The sequence below is a fragment of the Bradyrhizobium dasycarpum genome, from assembly GCF_042019905.1.
Taxonomy (GTDB): Bacteria; Pseudomonadota; Alphaproteobacteria; order Rhizobiales; family Xanthobacteraceae; genus Bradyrhizobium; species Bradyrhizobium japonicum_B.
The window spans coordinates 2,407,848-2,427,793 of sequence record NZ_CP169574.1; the positions used below are offsets into that span (position 1 = coordinate 2,407,848).

Sequence of the window (19,946 nt, forward strand, 5' to 3'; positions counted from 1 at the left end):
AGAGATCGTGGGCACGGCGCTTCGCGCCTTTGCCCAGCCTACGGCAGTTTTGCCCTGATCATTTGAACCAATGCACTAGCGCGATGCTGATGCCGAGCAGCAGCAGCAGCGACAACGTCACGGCTGCGGTCACCCGTCCCCCGACATTGGCGAGCACCCGGACGTCGACGCCGAGACCGAGCGCGGCCATCGACACCACGGTGAGAAAGCCCGTGATCTTCGTCACCGGGCCGACCACCGTGGGCGGAACAATCTCGAGGGAGCGCAGCGTGGCGAGCGCGAGGAAGCCGAGGATGAACCAGGGGACCAGGCGGAAGAAGCCGACATTGGCCTTCTTGGCGTCGCTCTGCCAGCGCGAGGCGACCAGCGACAGGCCGACGACCACCGGTCCGAGCATCAGGACGCGCATCAGCTTCACGAGTGTGCCGATCTGCGTCGAGACGAGGCCGGCCGGGACCGTCGCGGCCAGCACCTGCGGCACCGCATAGACGGTGAGGCCCGCGAGGATACCGTATTGCGTGGCGGACAATTGCAGCAGCGGGATCAGCAGCGGAAGTCCGAGCACCATCATTACGCCGAGGATGGCCGTGAAGGAGATCGAGGACGCGATCTCATCGTTGTTGGCGCCGATGATCGGCGCCACCGCCGCGATTGCCGAATTGCCGCAGATCGAGTTGCCGCAGGCGATCAGGATCGACAGCCGCGTCGACAGGCCGAGTAACCGGCTGATGCCGAAGGAGACGCAGAGCGCGACCACGACGACCGCGGCGATCGAGGCCAGCAGCGCGATGCCAGAGGCGGCGATGGCGGCGAAGCTGATGGAGGCGCCCAGCAGCATCACCGCGACTTCAAGCAGCTGTTTGGCGCTGAAGGCGATGCCGGCCTGCCAGCGCGGCGCAGGCTTCCAGAAGCTGCGAAGGGCCATGCCGAGCAGAATCGCCATCACCAGCGCTTCGACATAGGGATGCTCGAAAACGCCCAGTTCCGCCCGCTCTAGCAAAGCCGAGACACCGGCGACGGCGACGCAGAGGAGGATACCCGGGATCAGCGCCGCGATACGGCTTGCGGCGGTGGCCGGCTTGGCATCGGCCGGACTGGATGCTTGATTCTGCGACACAAATCTCTCCCAGAGGAGAAATATTTATACGCAGCGTCAGCTCGATGGGGAATAAGTTTTCGACATATCAGGGCCGAAGGAAGTTCTGTCCTCAGACCGGAATGTTCTGGGTCAGAAGATCAAGCTCTTGGCCAGCGAGGCGACCCGGCTGAAGCCGTCATAGATCCCGGGCTCGAAGAAGGCTGCACGAGCCAGCACGATGCCGGCGACCAGCGACCAGAACAGACCAGTGCCAACCCGCAACAGCATCTTTGACGCACGCGACCGCGGCTGGGTGTCCGTCGCGGACACCAGCTGCTCGCCGAAGGGCTCAAATCCAGTGCGTTCCATAGCTGCCGATCCATCAATTCCTGGTGGGAATGTCGTCGTTTCCCGTCCAAACGGCAATGGAAGCGATTGGCGTTTTTGTCCTCCGGAGGGGAAACTCCTTCCTTGCACCCGAGTCACGGCAATAGTTTTCTTCTCCCGGCCTATCCGGACACCAAAGTCCCAGCTAAAGGGTCAGATTGCGCCGGACCAGTGGCATGGCGTGGTGACCCCAGGCACAATACAGCTGATGAATCCGTCCGAAGACCAGGACTCGCCATGAACATCGACTCTCCGCCCAGGCTCGACCTTGCCTCGACCATCGCAGAAGGCGACATCCGCTGCCTGCTGATGGTGCTGGTGCACATGACCGGCGACGAGAAATGGCTCGCACCGCCGTACCTGCCCAAACGCGATATCCGCCTCATCCCCGATCCCGAGGCCGGCGTGCCCCGACAGATCCAGGACGAAATCCGCGCCGCGGTGGTCGAACTGTTCGCCAACGGCATGCCAAAGCCCGTCATCGCCGATCCCGGCGAGGAGCTGCTGCTGAGGATGATGCGCGCCTGTCTCGGCGAGAACGTCGCGCCGGAATACGCGCCCCTGATGCGCGAGGAGATGGGCTTTGCCCCACGCGAGGCGCGCTGGAGCAAGCAGCCCTCGCGCGACAAGCTCGCCCGGCAGCATGTGCTGATTGTCGGTGCTGGCGTCTGCGCCATTGCGCTCGGCGTCGCACTGGGCCAACTCGGGATCCCCTACACCATCGTCGAGAAGAACGCCGAGCTTGGCGGCACCTGGTGGATCAACCGCTACCCCGGCTGCGGCGTCGACACGCCGAACCATTCCTATTCCTACTCGTTCGGCTCCGGCAACGCATGGACCCGCTACTTCTGCCAGCGCGAGGAGTTGCTTGGCTACCTCCAGAAGGTCGCGGACGAATACGGCATCCGCAAGCATCTGCGCGTCAACACCGAGCTGACCTCGTCGCGCTGGGACGAAAGCCGGCGGCGCTGGATCTCGACGCTGAGAACCAAGGACGGCGAAGAGACATTCGAATCCACCGCGCTGGTCAGTGCGATCGGCCAGCTCAACGATCCCTCCCGCGCCCGCTTCAAAGGCGAGGAGGACTTCAAGGGAACGATCCTGCATTCGGCGCTGTGGTCGGACGATATCAACGTCGATCGCAAGCATGTCGCCGTGATCGGCACCGGCGCGACCTCGATGCAGCTCGTGCCGTCGATTGCCGGCCGCGTTGCGTCGGTCACGGTCTATCAGCGCAGCGCGCAATGGGCGCGGCCGGTGAAGGGTTATGCCGATCCGATCAGCGAGGGCGCGCGCTGGCTGCTGGCGCATCTGCCGTTCTACGTGCAGTGGTACCGTTTCAACATGTTCTGGCGCTATGGCGACGGCCTCTTGCCTTTCCTGCGCAAGGATCCGGCCTGGCCGCATCCCGAGCGCGCCGTCAACAAAGGCAATGACCGGCACCGCCAGGAGCTGACGGACTTCATCTTGTCGGAGCTACAGGGCCGGCCCGACCTGATCGAGAAATGCGTGCCGACCTATCCGCCCTACGGCAAGCGCATCCTGCTCGACAACAATTGGTTCAAGACCTTGCGGCAGGACAACGTCGAGCTGGTCACCGATGCGATCGACCGTTTCGACGAAACGGGCATCGTCACCGCAGACGGCAAGCACCGTCCCGCCGACATCATCGTGGTGGCGACCGGCTTCAAGGTGACGGAAATGGCGGCCCGTCTCAACATCATCGGCCGCGACGGCAAGGATTTGCGGCAGGCCTGGGCCCACGACAATCCAACGGCCTTCCTCGGCCTCACCGTGCCCGGCTTTCCGAACTTCTTCTGCATGCTTGGCCCGAACTCCGGCCCCGCCCATGGCGGCAGCGTCATCTTCCAGTCGGAGTGCCAGAGTCGCTACATCTCGGCATGCCTGGTCGACATGATCGAGCAAGACGTCGCGGCGATCGACGTCCGCCAGGATGTGCTCGACGATTATGTCCGCAAGGTCGATGCCGAGCATGAGGCGATGATCTGGACGCATCCGGGCATGAGAACCTATTACCGCAATGCGAGCGGCCGCGTGTTCTCGGCGATGCCGTGGCGGTTCGTCGATTATTGGCGCATGACCCATGACCCCGATTTGGGGCAGTACAAGGTGACCAAGGCGTCAGAGTCGGGGTGATATAAAGCCCCGGCACCGCTGCAACCTCTCCCGCTTGCGGAAGAGGTTGGCGCGAAGCGCCGGGAGAGCGCTCTCTCCTCCTCTAGGGAACTTCCTCGGCATCGCGGCGACAATCCCACTGCGGAGACACCCTCTCCCCTACCCTTTCCCGCAAGCGGGAGAGGGCGCGCAGCTACGCCGCCAGCCCACTCCCGACCGGAGCGAAATCCAGCCCCAGGCTTTCCGCCACGGCCTTGTTGGTGACCCGTCCGCGATGCACGTTCAGGCCGTTGCGCAAATGCGGGTTCTCCAGCACCGCGGCAAACCCCTTATTGGCCAGCATCAGGCCGAACGGCAACGTCGCGTTGTTCAGGGCCTGGCTCGACGTCACCGGCACTGCGCCCGGCATGTTGGCGACGCAATAGTGCACGATGCCGTCCACCTCATAGGTCGGATCGCTATGGGTGGTCGGATGCGAAGTCTCGAAGCAGCCGCCCTGGTCGATCGCGACGTCGACCAGCACGGCGCCGGGCCGCATCGATGTCAGCATCGCGCGTGTGACCAGCTTCGGCGCGCTCGCGCCCGGCACCAGCACCGCGCCGATCACGACGTCGGCGGCGAACACTTCCTCCTCGACCGACTCGATGGTCGAGAAGCGGGTGCGCACACGTCCGGCAAAGAGATCGTCGAGTTCGCGCAAGCGCGGGATCGAGCGGTCGATCACGGTGACTTCGGCGCCGAGACCCGCGGCCATGCGCGCCGCCTGCGTGCCAACCACGCCGCCGCCGAGCACGACGACGCGCGCCGGCTGCACACCGGGCACGCCGCCGAGCAGCAGGCCGCGGCCGCCGGCCGATCGCTTGAGCGCGGCGCCGGCGGCCTCGATGGCGAGGCGGCCGGCGACTTCGCTCATCGGCGCAAGCAGCGGGAGGTGACCGCTCGCGTCCGTGACGGTTTCATAGGCGATCGCGGTGCAGCCGGAGGCAAGCAGGCCCTTGGCCTGCTCCGGATCCGGCGCAAGATGAAGATAAGTAAACAGAATCTGGCCTTCCCGGAGCTGGGCCCACTCGCTTTTCTGCGGCTCCTTCACCTTCACGATCATCTCGGACTTGGCAAAGACGTCGCGGGCGCTGTCGGCGATATCGGCCCCTGCCCGCCGATACACCTCGTCGGACGCGCCGATGCCGGCGCCGGCCCCGGTCTCGACCGCGACCTGATGACCGGCCGCGACATATTCACGGACCGCGCCCGGGGTGAGCCCGACGCGATATTCCTGCACCTTGATCTCCTTGGGAACACCGACGCGCATCTTGAGCTCCTTCGCCAACGGATCGATTCCGGTCTTCATCGTAGCGATGGGGCCGGTTTGGTTTCGTGCAAATATCCGCTAGTTTCGACGCGCCCGCGCCGGTTTCCGGCGCCGAAATGCTCTTTCACGCTGGAAACGAAACCTTGGCCCTCGACCGGAAAGACCTCGCGATCCTCGCGGAACTCACGACCAATGCGCGCGCCAGCCATGCCGAGCTTGCCAGCAAGATCGGCCTGTCGAGCACGGCATTGGCACGGCGACAGAAGACGCTCGAGGACGACGGCTACATCCAGGCCTACCAGGCCACGCTCGACCTCGGCCAGTTCGGCCTCACCACAACTGTGCTGGTTCGCATCGCGCTGGAGAGCCAGAGCGATGATGCCCTGAAGGCCTTCGAGGCAGAGGTGGTGAAATGCCCCTCCGTCGTGCGCTGCTTCCTGATGTCGGGCACCGATGATTACATCCTCATCGTGCTGGCCCGCGACATCCAGGATTTCGAGCGCATTCACCGGACCGAGCTGTCCCGGCTGCCGCGCGTTGCGCGCGTGCAATCGAGCTTCGCGCTGCGCGAAATCGTCAACCGCGCGGTGCCGACGGTGGTGTTCGGCGAGGCCAAACGCTAAAACGCGATACGATCAGGATAAATCGTCATCGCGCTCTAGGTTGTTGCTCAAGCATGATCTTTCGGAAAACCGCTGCGCACTGTTCCGGATCATGCCTGAGCCGCGCCGCAGGCAGCGAGCCTCACGACGGAAAGTCGGCCGGCTTCACATGGATGCGGTCGGCATGCAGCGACCAGTGATGCAGTGCCTGATCCTTGCAGAATCTCGCTTTCGCCTGCTCCCTGGCCTCGTTCTCGTCGGCGGCGTCGATTTCCAGTGTGCCCTGGCAAACCTCGCTCTGCCGGCCGTACTCACCGAGCACGTTCTTCATGAACTTGACGACATAGGTTGACATGGGACCTCCCTGCTGCCCCGACAGCACTCTAATCCCATTTAGGCCGGGCCGGAAAAGGAGATTTTGACGCGGATCAAGGTCGGGCGGCGATTCCCCGCCGCGCCTCCTTCCCGGAATGGCAATCTGGCTGCCCCTATCCCGGCGTCACGCCGAAAGCCTGCTTGAAGCGCTCCGCATAGTGCGGCCAGACCTCGGGATTGATGATGCGCGGCGGGCGCTTGCCGTCGAGCGTGTCCAGCACCTGCTCGGCCGCGATCCGGCCCATGTTCCGGCGCGCCTCGACCGTCACGCCCGCGGTGTGGGGGCTTGCCAGCACGTTGTCGAACTGGAGCAGCGGATGCTCCGGCGGCGGGGGCTCCTTGGACCAGACGTCGAGACCGGCACCGGCGATGCGCTTGTCGCGCAGCGCCTGGAGCAGCGCATCCTCGTCGTGGATGAAGCCGCGCGCCGTGGTGATGAAGTAGGCATGCGGCTGCATCAGCGCAAACTCGCGCGTGCTGATCATGTTGCGGCTGCCCTTGTCGAGCGGACAGGAAATCGAGACGAAATCGGCGCGGCGCAGTAGCTCGTCGAGCTCGACTTTTTCCCCACCCCGCTCTGCCATCACCTCGGCCGAGAGATAGGGGTCGTAGGCCAGCACCTTCATGCCGAGCAGGCCCTTGCACAGTGCGGCGATGCGGCGGCCGACATTGCCGAGGCCGATGATGCCGACGGTCTTGTGCTCGACCTCGTTGCCGACGAGTTCGTTGCGGTTGACGTCGCGCTCGCGGCGCAGGCGGCGATCCGACTGGATGATGCGTTTGGACAGCGTCAGCATCATCGCCAGCGCGTGCTCGGCGACCGAATGGGCATTGCCGCCGGACTGATTGACGACCAGCACCCCGGCATCGGTGCAGGCCTCGACATCGACCGGATCGAAGCCCGCGCCGTTGCTGGAGACGAGCAGCAGGTTCGGGGTGCGCTTCAGGAAGGCCGCATCGACATGGAAATGCGGGGCGAGCTCGTCGCGGGCGGCGCCGATCTGGTAGACATGCGCCGCGCTCAGGATCGGCGCGTAGAAGTCTTCGGGGCTCTCGTTCTCGATGCGGTCGAGCCGGACGTCGGACCGCGCCTTCAGGATGTCGACATAGATCGGATTGGCCAGGTATTTGACGTAGAAGACACGCTTGTTGTTGACGGACATCAGGACCCTTCCGGCTCTCTCGAAGGGCTGCGCAAGGTCAGCGCGATGCGCCCGTCCCTGCCTCCCTCCCATTTTCTAATCGTCGCCGCTTATGACACGGCGGCGCCGGCCACGGCAGGCGGTCTGGCGCAGATCACGGTGCCGGCCCGGACATGTTGACAATCCCGCCCGCTCCGTCAAGTTCGGCAGACTGCCGCGACGGCCAACGCAACGGCGATGGCAAAGACCAAGAAGCAGGCGCGGCGCGAGGGAGATCGCCATGGCGATTGCGGAACAGCGGAGTTCGCCTCCTCAGGCGGCACAGGGGGCCAGCGACGGGAGCTGGCACGGCATCGTCCTGCAAACCCTGAAACGAAACGAGATCAGCCTCGTCCCCTACGTGCCCGACCGTGTGCTGACTCCATTGATCAAGAACCTGCACGCCGATCCGTTCTTCACCACCTTTGCCACCGCGCGCGAGGAAGAGGCGGTCGGGATCGTTTCGGGCGCCTGGATGGGCGGCCGGCGCGGCGCGGTGCTGATGCAGACCTCCGGCTTCGCGACGCTCGCCAACGTGCTGGCCTCGCTCGCGGTGCCCTACCAGATCCCCCTGATCATGTTCGTCTCCGAACGCGGCACGCTCGGCGAATTCAATTACGGGCAATCGCTGGTCTGCCGCACCATGCGTCCGGTCCTGGACTCATTGGCGCTCGAGCATCACACCATCACCCGGCTCGACGAGCTCGAATTCATCGCCGACCGCTCGATCAAGCAGGCCGTCACCACGCAGGCGCCGGTGGCGCTGATCCTCAACCCGCTGCTCACCGGCGGCAAGGTTTTCGACAAGTGAGCGCCACCATGAATACGCGCAACACCAAGGTCATGAGCCGCTTCGACGTGACCTCGCGGCTGATCGCAAAGCTTAAGCACGGGGAAGCCGTGATCGGCGGCATCGGCAACACCAATTTCGACCTCTGGGCCGCCGGCCATCGTCCGCAGAATTTCTACATGCTGGGCAGCATGGGGCTCGCCTTCCCGATCGCACTGGGCGTGGCGCTGGCACAGCCGGATCGGCGCGTCTTCGCACTCGAAGGCGATGGCTCGCTCTTGATGCAGCTCGGCGCGCTCTCGACCATTGCGACATTGAGGCCGAAGAACCTCGTCATGGTCGTAATGGACAACGGGATCTACCAAATTACGGGCGCCCAGCCGACACCCGCGGCAGGCGTCGCCGACATCGTGGCCATCGCCACCGGCTCCGGCCTTGCCAACAGCGCCTGGGCGGCGGACGAGGAGGATTTCGAACGGCTGGTCGACGCGGCGATGTCCGCAGCCGAGCCACACCTGATCGCCGTCCGGATCGACGACAAGCCAGGGGTCGGCACCACAAGGCGTGATCCCGTTCAGATCCGGGAGCGCTTCATGCACGGGCTCGGCGTGCGCGAGCCACTTTAACGTTTGATCATTAACTACACGGCGATCTGATGGAGGGACGGTACCGGCCCGCTACCATGTGTGCTAAGCGGAGCGAATGTCTATTTTGGTACGTTCATTTGCCTGGCTGCTCGCAGCCGCCGTAACTTTCGCCACACTCGGTCCGCCCGGCCTGCGGCCTCATTCGGACCTCGGCCAAGACGGTGAACATGCACTCGCATTCATCCTGGTGGGGCTGGCCTTCGGCCTCGCCTATCCAAACCGGCGCCTGCTGATCGCGGCGGCCGCCGTGGTCCTGATCGCCGTGCTCGAGCTGATGCAATTTTGGGCACCCGGCCGCCACGCCCGGCTGGAGGATTTTCTGGTCGACGCGTTCACCGCCTGCATCGGCTTTGCGCTCGCGGCCGCGGTCGATTGGCTGCTCACGCGCTTGCGCGCAAGGCCCGTCGCGACAAGCGAAGGCCCCGCGGAGTGACACTCCGCAGGGCCAATCTTTTCAACGCATAGGGTCCGTCGCCGATCAGTCGATGATCTTGACGACGCGGCGCGTGCGCGGCTCGACGATCACGCGGCGGTCGTTCACGACGGCATAGCGATACTCGGTGTAGTTCGGCACGGGGCGGAGCACCACGGTCGGCGGCAAGGGCTCCCCGACCACGACGCGCTCCTGGATCACCACGGAATCGCTACGCGGGATTCCGCCCAGCACCGCGTTCGGAATTTCGAGGCCAGCGCCGACGGCTGCACCGACGGTGCCGCCAACCATTGCGCCGATCGGTCCGCCGATGTCGCCACCTGCACGCGCGCCGTCCCTGGCGCCTTGTTCAGTCGTCGACTGGGCAAAGGCCGCGCTCGACGCCAGCAACGATGCGGCAGCCAACGTAATCGCAAAACGGGTCTTCATGTTCTTAGCCTCCAGTGATTGCTATGCGGCTTCAACCGCGCGGCCGGACCGTTGTTCCGGTTCCCTGCGGCGAAAGAGACGCCAGATCTGGAGACTGTTACGGCGTAACAGTTCAGGCAGCGGCGATCTCGTGGCCCGCCATCAGTTCCAGCGCCCTCACCATCGCCGAATGATCCCAGGCCTTGCCGCCATGGGCGGTGCAGGCCGAGAACAATTGCTGCGCCACCGCCGTGCTGGGCAACGACAGGCCAAGCGAGCGCGCGCCCTCGAGCGCGAGATTGAGATCCTTCTGGTGCAGCTCGATGCGGAAGCCAGGATCGAAATTGCGCTTCACCATCCGTTCGCCGTGCACTTCGAGAATGCGTGAGGAGGCAAAGCCGCCCATCAGCGCCTGCCGCACCAGCGCGGGATCCGCGCCAGCCTTCGATGCGAACAACAGCGCCTCGCTCACCGCCCCGATCGTCAGTGCGACGATGATCTGGTTGGCGACCTTGGTGGTCTGCCCGTCGCCGTTGGCGCCGACATGGGTGACGTTCTTGCCCATCTTGTCGAACACCGGCTTCATGATGCCGAAGGCCCGCTCCGGCCCGCCGACCATGATGGTGAGGCTCGCCGCCTTGGCCCCGACCTCCCCGCCCGACACCGGCGCGTCGAGATAGTCGGCACCGAGCGCCTCGATCTTCTTCGCGAACTCCTTTGTCGCCAGCGGCGAGATCGAGCTCATGTCGACGACGATCTTGCCTTTGGAGATGCCGCTCGCGACGCCGTCCTTGCCGAACAGCACCGCTTCCACATGCGGGGTGTCAGGCACCATGATGATGACGGCATCCGCGCCCTCCGCGACTTCCTTGCCAGACTTGCAGGGAACGCCGCCGGCCGCGATCAGCTCCGGCGCAACGGGCGCGACGTCATGCAGGAGAACGCGACGGCCCGCCGCCAGGAGGTGGCCGGCCATCGGCCGTCCCATGGTGCCAAGTCCGATGAAGCCGATGTCGATCATGTCCAGCTTTCTCACAGTTGCATTGGCGAAATTTCATCCACGCGCTCGGTGCACCTCTCCCGCGGGCGGGAGAGGCAGCGCGCCGTCGTTGTGTCCTTGCGCTTACGTCTCGAACGTCTGCGCGGCGTGCCAGGACAGGCCTTCCAGCGTCGTGGTGCGCGGCTTGTATTCGCAGCCGATCCAGCCGCGATAGCCGATCGCGTCGAGGTGGCGGAACAGGAAGGGATAGTTGATCTCGCCGGTGCCCGGCTCGTTCCGGCCGGGATTGTCGGCGAGCTGGATGTGGGCGATCTCCGGCAGATATTCCTGCATGGTGCGGGCGAGATCGCCCTCCAGATCTGCATGTGATAGATGTCGTACTGGATGAAGAGGTTGTTCGACCGCACCTCCGAGATCAGCTGCACCGCCTGCTCGGTGCCGTTGAGGAAGAAGCCGGGAATATCGAGTGTGTTGATCGGCTCGACCAGCAGCTTGATGTTCTCGCGGGCCAGTGTCGAGGCGGCAAAGCGTAGATTTCCGATCAGCGTCTCCTTCAGCTCGCGCGGATCGGCCTCACTGGGCGCAATACCGACGAGGCAGTTGAGCTGCGCGCAGTCGATCGCCTTGGCATAGTCGATGGCGCGAAACACGCCGTCACGGAACTCGGCGGTGCGATCGGGCAGAATCGCGATGCCGCGCTCGCCGCCTCCCCAGTTTCCCGCCAGCAGATTATGCAGCACCTGCGTCAGGCCATGGGCTTCGAGCTGCTCGCGCAGCTGCGCCTTGTCGAAATCGTAGGGAAAGAGATATTCGACCCCGGAAAAACCGGCCGCCTTCGCCGCTGCGAAGCGGTCGAGGAACGGCACCTCGTTGAACAGCATGGTGAGGTTGGCGGCGAACTTCGGCATCATGCTCTCTCCTATTCCGCCGGCTGCAGCACGCCGGGTCTGACGGTCCCGACCTCATCGAGCGGCAGGTCCAGCACCTCCTCGAACTCGACGATATTGTCGATCTCCGTACCCATGGCGATGTTGGTGACGCGTTCGAGGATGAACTCGACCACCACGGGCACGCGGTGCTTGGCCATCAATTCGCGCGCGGCCGCGAACGCGGCCTGTGCGTCCTTCGGATCGGTGACGCGGATTGCCTTGCAGCCGAGGCCTTCGGCGACCGCGACATGGTCGACGCCGTAGACGCCGATCTCGGGCGCGTTGATGTTCTCGAAGGAGAGCTGGACATGATAATCCATCTCGAAGCCGCGCTGGGCCTGGCGGATCAGGCCGAGATAGGAATTGTTCACGACGACGTGGATGTAGGGCAGATTGAACTGCGCCCCGACCGCGAGCTCCTCGATCAGGAACTGGAAGTCGTAATCGCCTGATAGCGCGACGATGTCGCGATCCGGACAAGCCGCGCGCACGCCGAGCGCGGCGGGCAAGGTCCAGCCGAGCGGCCCGGCCTGTCCCGCATTGATCCAGTTGCGCGGGCGATAGACGCCGAGGAATTGCGCGCCGGCGATCTGCGAAAGCCCGATCACGGTGACGTAGCAGGTGTCGCGACCAAAGGCCTTGGTCATCTCCTCATAGACGCGCTGCGGCCTGATCGGCACGTTGTCGAAATGGCTCTTGCGCAGCATCGTCCTCTTGCGATCGCGGCAGGAAGCCGGCCAAGCCTGGCGCTCGCGGAGCCTGCCCGCCCGCCGCCATTCCCTGGCGACGGTGACGAACAGCTCGAGCGCGGCCTTGGCGTCCGAGACGATGCCGAGATCGGGATTGAACACGCGCCCGATCTGGGTCGGCTCGATGTCGACATGCACGAATTTGCGGCCCTTGGTGTAGGTCTCGACCGAGCCGGTGTGGCGGTTGGCCCAGCGGTTGCCGAGGCCGAGCACGAAGTCGGATTCCAGCATGGTGGCATTGCCGTAGCGGTGGCTGGTCTGAAGCCCGACCATGCCGGCCATCAGCACGTGATCGTCGGGGATCGCGCCCCACCCCATCAACGTCGGCACCACGGGCACGTTGGCGATCTCGGCGAATTCCACCAGCAGGTCCGAGGCGTCGGCGTTGATGATGCCGCCGCCCGCGACGATCAGCGGCCGTTCGGCGGCGTTGAGCATCTCCAGCGCCTTCTCGACCTGCTTGCGGGTCGCGGTGGGCTTGTAGACCGGCAGCGGCTCATAGGTCTCGTCGTCGAACTCGATCTCGGCGAGCTGCACGTCGAGCGGCAGGTCGATCAGCACCGGCCCGGGCCTGCCCGAGCGCATCACATGAAACGCCTGGCTGAACACGCGCGGCACCAGCGCCGGCTCGCGCACCGTCACCGCCCATTTGGTCACCGGCTTTGCGATCGACTCGATGTCGACGGCCTGGAAATCCTCCTTGTAGAGCCGCGCGCGCGGCGCTTGTCCGGTGATGCAGAGGATCGGGATGGAATCGGCAATCGCGGAATAAAGCCCGGTGATCATGTCGGTGCCCGCCGGCCCCGAGGTTCCGATGCAGACGCCGATATTGCCGGCCTTGGCGCGGGTATAGCCCTCCGCCATGTGCGAAGCGCCCTCGACGTGTCGTGCCAGGATATGGTGGATCGAGCCGCGCTTCTTCAGCGCCGAGTACAGCGGATTGATCGCGGCCCCTGGAACTCCGAAGGCGGTCGAGATGCCCTCTCTCCAGAATTCGGACGGCTGCATCGACGGCTCGCATCTTCGCCATATCGGACCTCGCTTGATGTAAGTCAGCGAGCGAGATCATCGGTTGCGCGGGAGCCGATCTCAACGAGATCGATTTTATTTTCCACGATGCGGCAGCCGCAGAGATTTTGCGGCAACCTCAATCGGTTAGACGCAGGAATGCGTGAAAGCGGCTCATTCGAACAACGGCGCCAGCTCCATCTGCGGCACCAGCACGAGACCCCTGTCGGTGATGCGAATTTCCGGAATGACCGATAGGGGAATCAAATTGAAACCCATATAGGGGATGGTGCAGCTGGCCTCCGCCCATTCCTTCTTCAGTACCTTGACCTCCTCGGCCACCTCGGTGACGCGCTTGTCGGACAGCAGCCCCGCGATCGGCAGCGGAACCAGCGCCCTCACCTTACCGTCGGCGACGACGCAGACGCCGCCCTGCTGCTCCCTGATCGCCGCGATCGCGACCTGCATGTCCGCCTCGTTGGTGCCGGCGACGATGATGTTGTGGCTGTCGTGTCCGACGCTGGAGGCGACCGCGCCGCGCTTGAGGCCGAAATCCTTCAGGAGGCCGTGGGCGACATTGCCGGCCGATTTTCCATGGCGCTCGACCACGGTGACGAAGCAGAGGCCGTAACGGGCGAACAGCGACGGCCAGTCCTTTGCCGGTTCGATCTTGACCTTCTCATGGATCAGCGTGATGCCGGGCAGCGCGGTCTTGATCGCGTTGACCGTACACGTCTCTGCCGGAAGCTCCGGCGTCAGCTTGACCTTCTCCGGCAGCTTCACGGTTGCGTAAGCCGCGTCAGGATATTGATAGCGCTGCGACAATGCCTGATCGAGACGTGGCGTGATCTTGCCATGCTCGACCACGAGCTCGCCGCCATACCAGGTGCATTGTGGCTTGAGCTGATCATCCATCAGCACGAGATCGGCGCGGCGGCCGCCGCCGAGCCCGCCGATGTCGCCATCCATGCCGAAGCGCGTCGCGCCATGCAGCGAGCCCATCGACCAGGCCTGCTCCGGCGACATCCCCGCCTTCACGGCTTCGCGCACCACCCAGTCGAGGCCGAACAGCAGGAGATCGTCGGCATCGCGGTCATCGGTGCACACCGCCGTGCGCTTGTGCGAGGCCCCAAGCTCGGTGATGGTGCGGATCGCCTGCGGCAGCGAATGCCAGGGCGTCGTCGGCGGCCCGCCACGCAGGAACACCCAGACGCCGGCATCGAGCAGATCGTCGGCGATGTCGCGGTCGATCGCTTCATGCGTGTCGGTGACGCCACTCGCAGCATAAGCCGCGACGAATTCGCGCCCGTAGACGTGGCCGGACACCGGACGTCCGCGCTTCAGGGCGACCGCGAGGATCGCATGGCTGCGCTCGTCGCCCATCGTCACCGGCACGAAGTCCATCTTCTCGCCGAGTGCCACGGCTTCGGGCCAGCGATCGAACAGACCCGCGATCTTGTCCGGCGTGAGATCACCGCCAGCCGTTTCGAGTTCAGCCGATGTCGCAGGAACCGTCGAAGGCACCGTCAGAAAAATCGAGAGCGGCGCCTCGCGCGCGTCCTCCAGCATCGCCTCGACGCCGGCGACATCCATGACGTTGCCGATTTCGTGGCTGTCGCAGAAGATCGTGGTGGTGCCGTTGAGCAGCGCGGCCTCGGCATAGGCGCAGGCCGTCACCATCGAGGATTCGATGTGGATGTGCGGATCGACCAGACCCGGCGCGACGATGCCGCCGGCGGCATCATAGGTCGCAACGCCGCTCCACGCCTTCTTCGCTGCTCCGCTCGGCTTCACGGCGGCGATGCGGCCGCCGGCGATCCAGATCTCGCGGTTCGCGTGGATGCGCTCCGAATAGGTCGAAAGCACCCGGGCGCCTGTGATGACGAGATCGGGCGCAAGGCGCGCGGAAGCGACGTCGGCAAGGCGGCGCGTCATGCTGTGCAGCGGCGCAACGGCGAAGCGGGTGAGTCTTGTCATGGGGCTCTCGCGTGACGGAAACAGCCCAGCAATGGTTGCGCCCGCGGGCCGGCTCGGCAACTCAAATAAGCGGCACCCGTGCTTACGCTTTTGGCGCCGAATCTCCTGGCGTCCCCGCTCTAGAAGACCTGCGCGGGTTCCGCCGTCTCGGCTGCGGCGCTGCGGCGGCCTTGACCCGAATTCGCATCGACCGGCCCTTCGACTCGTCGATCTCGAAGGAATTTGTCTTCCGCACGAGATCGCTCAGCTTGCGGAAGCCGAACGTCCTCGGATCGAAGTCGGACGCGAGATTGGCCAGCTGGCGGCCGACTTCACCGAGCGTAACCCAGCCGTCCTCGCTCTCCATCTGGGTGATCACCTTCTTGATGATCGGCGTGGCCGCTTCGGGCGGCTGAAGCGATGCCGACCTCGAGGTGGCGTCCTGCGTATTCACCGATCCGGCAAGGAGGTTCTCCGTGTAAACGAATCTCCGGCAGGCCTGCCTGAAGCTTTCCGGCGTCTTCTGCTCGCCGAACCCGAATACGTCGATGCCCTGCTCCCGGATCCGGGCAGCCAGGCGGGTGAAGTCGCTGTCGGACGACACCAGGCAAAAGCCGTCGAACCGGCCGCTGTGAAGCAGGTCCATCGCATCGATGACCAGCGTGATGTCGGAGGCGTTCTTTCCGGTCGTATAGGCAAACTGCTGCTGCGGGATGATGGCGTGCTTCGACAGGATGTCGGCCCAGCCTCTGGACCGTGCGTTGGAGAAGTCGCCATAGATGCGGCGGACGCTGGCCTCGCCGATCTTAGCGATCTCCTCGAATAATCCGTCCGCGATCTTGGCGGAGGCATTGTCGGCGTCGATCAGAACCGCCAGACGCGGCGAGCGGAGCTCGGAAGGCATGACAGTTCCCCACCAATAGACGCGACACGAGAAGACAAGTACGTCAGGACGGTTAGTCCTCGTTCGCCTTGAACCGCCCCAGCCCCTTCAGCACAAAGGGGGCCAATAGCGCAAGCAGCGCGATGCCGAGCAGTGTCGCCGAGATCGGGCTCTGAACCAGCGTCATGGGATCGCCGAGACTGATCGCGAGCGCGCGGCGCAGCTGGCTTTCGGCGATCGGACCGAGGATCAGGCCGACCACGACCGGCGCGATCGGAAAATCGAACCGGCGCATCAGAAAGCCGAGCACGCCGAAGCTGGCCAGCATCGACAATTCCACCACCGACGGCTTGGCAGCGATGGTGCCCATGGTCGCGAACACGAGGATGCCGGCATAGAGCCAGGGCTGCGGGATCGCGAGCAGCCGCACCCACAGGCCGACCAGCGGCAAATTGAGCACCAGCAGCATGCAGTTGGCAATGAACAGGCTGGCGATCAGGCCCCATACCAGGTCCGGCCGTTCGGCAAACAATAGCGGCCCCGGGTTGAGACCGTATTGCTGGAAGCCCGCCAGCATCATCGCGGCCGTCGCCGAGGTCGGCAGCCCCAGCGTCAAGAGCGGAACCAGCGTGCCCGCGGCGGAAGCGTTGTTGGCGGCTTCCGGCCCCGCGACGCCTTCGATCGCGCCCTTGCCGAATTCTTCGGGATGCTTGGTGAGCCGCTTCTCGGTCGAATAGGACAGGAAGGTCGGGATCTCCGCGCCGCCCGCGGGCAGCGCGCCGATCGGAAAACCGAACATGGTGCCGCGCAGCCAGGGCTTCCACGACCGCTTCCAGTCTTCTTTCGTCATCCACAGCGAACCGCGCACCGGCTCCAGCTTCTCCTCGCTGTGATGGCGGCGCGATGCGACGTAGAGCGCCTCGCCGACCGCGAACAGGCCGACCGCAAGCGTCGTCACCTCGACGCCGTCGAGCAGCTCAGGCACGCCGAACGCAAGGCGCGCCTGTCCCGTCAGCTTGTCGATACCGACGAGGCCGAGCGACAGGCCGATGAACAGGCTGGTCAGGCCGCGGATCGGGGAATCGCCGAAGGTCGCCGACACCGTGACGAAGGCGACGCACATCAGCGCGAAATAATCCTCGGGGCCGAAGCGCACGGCGAAATCGACCAGCCAGGGCGCGAGGAAGGCAAGACCGATGGTGGCGATGGTGCCGGCCACGAAGGAGCCGATCGCGGAGGTCGCGAGCGCCGGCCCGCCGCGGCCGGCCTTGGCCATCTTGTTGCCTTCCAGCGCCGTCGCCATCGAGGCGCTCTCGCCGGGCGTGTTGATCAGGATCGCGGTGGTCGAGCCGCCATACATGCCGCCGTAATAGATGCCGGCGAACATGATCAGCGAGCCGCCGGGATCGAGCTTGTAGGTGACGGGCAGCAGCAGCGCGACGGTCAGCGCGGGGCCGATGCCGGGCAGCACGCCAACGGCGGTGCCGAGGAACACGCCGATCAGCGCATAGAGCAGGTTCATCGGCTGAATGGCGACAGCCATGCCGTGCGCCAGCGCCGCAAAAGTGTCCATCACAGCAGTCGCTCCAGCGGGCCGGTCGGAAGGCTCAGCGTCAGCAGCCGGTCGAACGCGAGATAGATGAGGGTCGACATCACGAGCGCGATGATGCCATCGACGAGAATGGCGCGTCGCCCGAACGCTGCCGATGTCGTCACGAACAGCGCCGAGGTCGCCAGGATGAAGCCGCCGCCAAAGCCGATGATCGCGATCAGCAGGGCCAGGCCGGCCAGGATCAGAAACACCGGAACGGGATCGGCGCTCTCGCGCGCGGGCAGATCCCGCGCAGCGCGTCGATCAGATTGCCGATCGCGAGCAGCCCGAGGCCGCTGGCGACCACGACCGGCATCGCCTCCGGTCCCATGCCGTACATCGTGGTGGATGACAGGCCGCGCGCGTCAAGGACCAATACGGCGGCGAGACCTGCGAGCAGCGCAGCGATGACGACGCCGGCGCGATCGACGCGCCGCGGCGGCTGGGCGGGATCACCCGAGGTCATGACTTGACCAGGCCCACCGACTTCAGAACGTCGGTGACCCGCACGGTTTCCTTCTTCAGGAAGTCGGCGAAGGCATCGCCCCCGAGATAGGCATCCTCCCAGCCCTTCTGCTTGAGGATTTCCTTCCAGGCATCCGACTTCACCATCTTCTCGACCGCATCGCTCAAGGTCTTGCGCTGCTCCGGCGTGATGCCGGGAGGCGCGACGACCGAACGCCAATTGGCGATCACGAGGTCGATGCCCTGCTCCTTAAAGGTCGGGATGTCGCTGCCGGCGATACGCTTCTCCGAGGTGACGCCGATCGCGCGCAGCTTGCCGGACTTGATCTGCCCTTCATATTCGCTGAGGCCCGAAATACCCGCCGTGACCTTGCCGCCGAGGATCGCGGCGAGTGACTCGCCGCCGCCGGAGAACGGGATGTAGTTGATCTTCTTCGCGTCCGCGCCGACCGCGCCGGCGAACAGCGCCGCCATCACATGGTCGACGCCGCCGGCCGAGCCGCCGGCAAAAGTCACTTTGGCGATGTCGGCCTTCACCGCGGCGGCGAGATCCTGCGCCGTCTTGATCGGCGAGTTCGCGGGCACCACGATCACCTGGATCTCCTCGGTGAGGCGCGCGATCGGTGTCACCTGTTCCAGCGTCACCGGCGACTTGTTCATGGCGAGCGCCCCCACCATAACGAAGCCGTTGACCATCATCTGGTTGCCGTCGCCCTTGGCGCCATTGACGAATTGGGCGATGCCGACGCTGCCGCCGGCCCCGGGAACGTTGGTGACCTGCACGCTGCGCGCCACACCGGAGGCCACCAGCGCCTGCTGCATCGAGCGCGCGGTCTGGTCCCAACCGCCGCCCGGGGCCGCCGGCGCCATCAGCTTGAGCTCGAGCTGCTGGGCAAGGGATGGCGTCGCTGCCAGAAGGGTCAGCGCGACGGCTGCGCCGGCAAGGCGCGCGGAAAATTGGAACATGAGGACGCTCTCCAGGCTCATGCGGACGTTTGCCGCATTGTGTCGTTTGGTCGCATATCAGCCAAAACGGCCGATGCTGTCCAGCGACAGCGCCCAGATTCCTGCGTTTTAGCGCGGCGTCGGCATCACCCCACCCAGCGCGACGGTCAGCTCGCCGGCGACCTCGCGCACGATTTGGCCCACGTCCGGCAATCGGTCGTCGGTCAGGCGACTGGTCATGCCGGAGACGGAAATCGCCGCGAGCGGCTCGGCGCAGTCGTTGTATACCACCGCAGCAATGCAGCGCAGGCCCATGCAGGCCTCTTCATCGTCGAGCGCAAAACCCTGCCTGCGGATCTTTTCGAGCTCCTTGAACAGGTCGCTCGGCCGCACGATCGACTTCCCGGTCAGGCGCGGCATGCCGTGATGGCGGATGACGGCGCCGACATCCTCGTCCGAATAGGTCGCGAGCACCGCCTTGCCAACGCCCGATGTCACCATGGGGACACGGCCGCCGACCTGGGTCAGCGAGCGCATGATCTCGCGGCTCTCCATGCGGGTCAGAACGATGATGAATTCGTCGTCGACGACGGCGAGATTGGCGGTCTCGCGGGTGAGATCGCGCAGCTTCCGCAAGTATGGAATCGCCTGCGTCGAGAAATTGCGCCGCCGCGCAAAGCTCGCGCCGACCGTGAAGGCGCGCGAGCCGACGTGCCATTTGGATTCGGCACGGTCGAACTGCACGAAGCGACGGCTTTCCAGCGTCGCGAGCAGGCGATGCACCGTCGAGGCCGACAAGCCGGTGCGGATCGCGAGATCGCTGAGGCGGTAGCCTTCGTCGTCCTCGGCCAGCGTTTCCAGGATGGAGAGCGCACGATCAACGGACTGCACGCCACCGTCGCGGATCTCATGGTCGGCCTCCGCAGCCGATTTGGGTTCGAGCGATTTGCGCCGGATCACGTTCTTGTTCATCGCGACCTGCCGCTCTTGCATCCGTCATTCCGGGATGGTGCGCCGGGATTGCGCGCAGCGCGGGCCCGGCGTACCAGACCCGGAGTCCGAGATCGGGGTTCG

At 65.1% G+C, this 19,946-nt stretch carries 17 protein-coding genes and 3 pseudogenes; 5 read left to right on the forward strand and 15 right to left on the reverse strand.

The window, feature by feature from the left end; all coding sequences use genetic code 11:
* Positions 1-58 precede the first annotated feature (58 nt).
* A complete protein-coding gene (locus ACETMP_RS11915) occupies positions 59-1,117 on the reverse strand; it encodes a YeiH family protein (RefSeq protein WP_375161093.1) in 1,059 nt (352 codons plus the stop codon).
* A 111-nt stretch (positions 1,118-1,228) separates the two neighbouring features.
* Entirely contained in the window at positions 1,229-1,447 is a 219-nt protein-coding gene (locus ACETMP_RS11920) for a hypothetical protein (RefSeq protein ID WP_028135498.1), read from the reverse strand.
* A 255-nt stretch (positions 1,448-1,702) separates the two neighbouring features.
* On the opposite strand from ACETMP_RS11920, the gene ACETMP_RS11925 reads away from it, so the two are divergent.
* Positions 1,703-3,622 carry a flavin-containing monooxygenase gene (locus ACETMP_RS11925; protein WP_375161094.1) on the forward strand — a complete coding sequence of 640 codons (1,920 nt, stop codon included), beginning with the start codon at positions 1,703-1,705 and terminating at the stop codon, positions 3,620-3,622.
* Between the two features lie 172 nt (positions 3,623-3,794).
* On the opposite strand, the gene ald is transcribed toward ACETMP_RS11925, so the two are convergent.
* Complete coding sequence (gene ald / locus ACETMP_RS11930) at positions 3,795-4,910, reverse strand: alanine dehydrogenase (RefSeq protein WP_375161894.1); 1,116 nt, start codon at positions 4,908-4,910, stop codon at positions 3,795-3,797.
* Positions 4,911-5,053: 143 nt separating this feature from the next.
* Here ald and ACETMP_RS11935 point away from each other — a divergent pair, with 143 nt between their 5' ends.
* On the forward strand, positions 5,054-5,533 hold the full coding sequence (locus ACETMP_RS11935) for an Lrp/AsnC family transcriptional regulator (RefSeq protein ID WP_257177600.1): 480 nt from the start codon (positions 5,054-5,056) through the stop codon (positions 5,531-5,533).
* Between the two features lie 121 nt (positions 5,534-5,654).
* Here the strand turns inward: ACETMP_RS11935 and ACETMP_RS11940 are convergent, their stop codons facing one another.
* The gene (locus ACETMP_RS11940) at positions 5,655-5,867 is read right to left on the reverse strand and encodes a hypothetical protein (RefSeq protein ID WP_375161095.1); all 213 of its coding nucleotides are present in this window, start codon (positions 5,865-5,867) and stop codon (positions 5,655-5,657) included.
* 133 nt (positions 5,868-6,000) lie between these two features.
* Positions 6,001-7,050: a hydroxyacid dehydrogenase gene (locus ACETMP_RS11945; RefSeq protein WP_375161096.1), complete on the reverse strand. Its 1,050-nt coding sequence runs from the start codon at positions 7,048-7,050 to the stop codon at positions 6,001-6,003.
* A 259-nt stretch (positions 7,051-7,309) separates the two neighbouring features.
* Between ACETMP_RS11945 and ACETMP_RS11950 the strand changes: the two genes are divergently transcribed.
* The 3 genes from ACETMP_RS11950 (at position 7,310) to ACETMP_RS11960 (ending at position 8,938) form a co-directional block, all read left to right on the forward strand.
* On the forward strand, positions 7,310-7,879 hold the full coding sequence (locus ACETMP_RS11950; protein ID WP_375161097.1) for a decarboxylase: 570 nt from the start codon (positions 7,310-7,312) through the stop codon (positions 7,877-7,879).
* An 8-nt stretch (positions 7,880-7,887) separates the two neighbouring features.
* Positions 7,888-8,484 carry a thiamine pyrophosphate-dependent enzyme gene (locus ACETMP_RS11955; protein WP_375161098.1) on the forward strand — a complete coding sequence of 199 codons (597 nt, stop codon included), beginning with the start codon at positions 7,888-7,890 and terminating at the stop codon, positions 8,482-8,484.
* Between the two features lie 76 nt (positions 8,485-8,560).
* Positions 8,561-8,938, forward strand: coding sequence for a VanZ family protein (locus ACETMP_RS11960; RefSeq protein WP_375161099.1), 378 nt, complete (start codon positions 8,561-8,563; stop codon positions 8,936-8,938).
* A gap of 45 nt (positions 8,939-8,983) precedes the next feature.
* Here the strand turns inward: ACETMP_RS11960 and ACETMP_RS11965 are convergent, their stop codons facing one another.
* From ACETMP_RS11965 to ACETMP_RS12010, 10 genes and pseudogenes are all read right to left on the reverse strand, one after another.
* On the reverse strand, positions 8,984-9,367 hold the full coding sequence (locus ACETMP_RS11965; RefSeq protein WP_375161100.1) for a DUF1236 domain-containing protein: 384 nt from the start codon (positions 9,365-9,367) through the stop codon (positions 8,984-8,986).
* Positions 9,368-9,479: 112 nt separating this feature from the next.
* The gene (locus tag ACETMP_RS11970; RefSeq protein WP_375161101.1) at positions 9,480-10,367 is read right to left on the reverse strand and encodes a 2-hydroxy-3-oxopropionate reductase; all 888 of its coding nucleotides are present in this window, start codon (positions 10,365-10,367) and stop codon (positions 9,480-9,482) included.
* A gap of 102 nt (positions 10,368-10,469) precedes the next feature.
* A pseudogene (gene hyi, locus ACETMP_RS11975) lies at positions 10,470-11,254 on the reverse strand (hydroxypyruvate isomerase).
* Between the two features lie 11 nt (positions 11,255-11,265).
* Positions 11,266-13,054 (reverse strand): annotated as a pseudogene (gene gcl, locus ACETMP_RS11980) (glyoxylate carboligase).
* A gap of 152 nt (positions 13,055-13,206) precedes the next feature.
* Positions 13,207-15,009 carry an adenine deaminase C-terminal domain-containing protein gene (locus tag ACETMP_RS11985; RefSeq protein ID WP_375161102.1) on the reverse strand — a complete coding sequence of 601 codons (1,803 nt, stop codon included), beginning with the start codon at positions 15,007-15,009 and terminating at the stop codon, positions 13,207-13,209.
* Between the two features lie 82 nt (positions 15,010-15,091).
* Positions 15,092-15,892 carry an NYN domain-containing protein gene (locus ACETMP_RS11990; protein ID WP_375161103.1) on the reverse strand — a complete coding sequence of 267 codons (801 nt, stop codon included), beginning with the start codon at positions 15,890-15,892 and terminating at the stop codon, positions 15,092-15,094.
* 52 nt (positions 15,893-15,944) lie between these two features.
* A complete protein-coding gene (locus tag ACETMP_RS11995) occupies positions 15,945-17,444 on the reverse strand; it encodes a tripartite tricarboxylate transporter permease (RefSeq protein WP_375161104.1) in 1,500 nt (499 codons plus the stop codon).
* Positions 17,444-17,928, reverse strand: a pseudogene (locus ACETMP_RS12000) (tripartite tricarboxylate transporter TctB family protein). The gene ACETMP_RS11995 and the pseudogene ACETMP_RS12000 overlap by 1 nt, the downstream one beginning before the upstream one ends.
* On the reverse strand, positions 17,925-18,893 hold the full coding sequence (locus tag ACETMP_RS12005) for a tripartite tricarboxylate transporter substrate binding protein (RefSeq protein WP_028135479.1): 969 nt from the start codon (positions 18,891-18,893) through the stop codon (positions 17,925-17,927). The pseudogene ACETMP_RS12000 and the gene ACETMP_RS12005 overlap by 4 nt, the downstream one beginning before the upstream one ends.
* Before the next feature lie 108 nt (positions 18,894-19,001).
* Entirely contained in the window at positions 19,002-19,844 is an 843-nt protein-coding gene (locus ACETMP_RS12010; protein WP_375161895.1) for an IclR family transcriptional regulator, read from the reverse strand.
* Between the last annotated feature and the right edge of the window lie 102 nt (positions 19,845-19,946).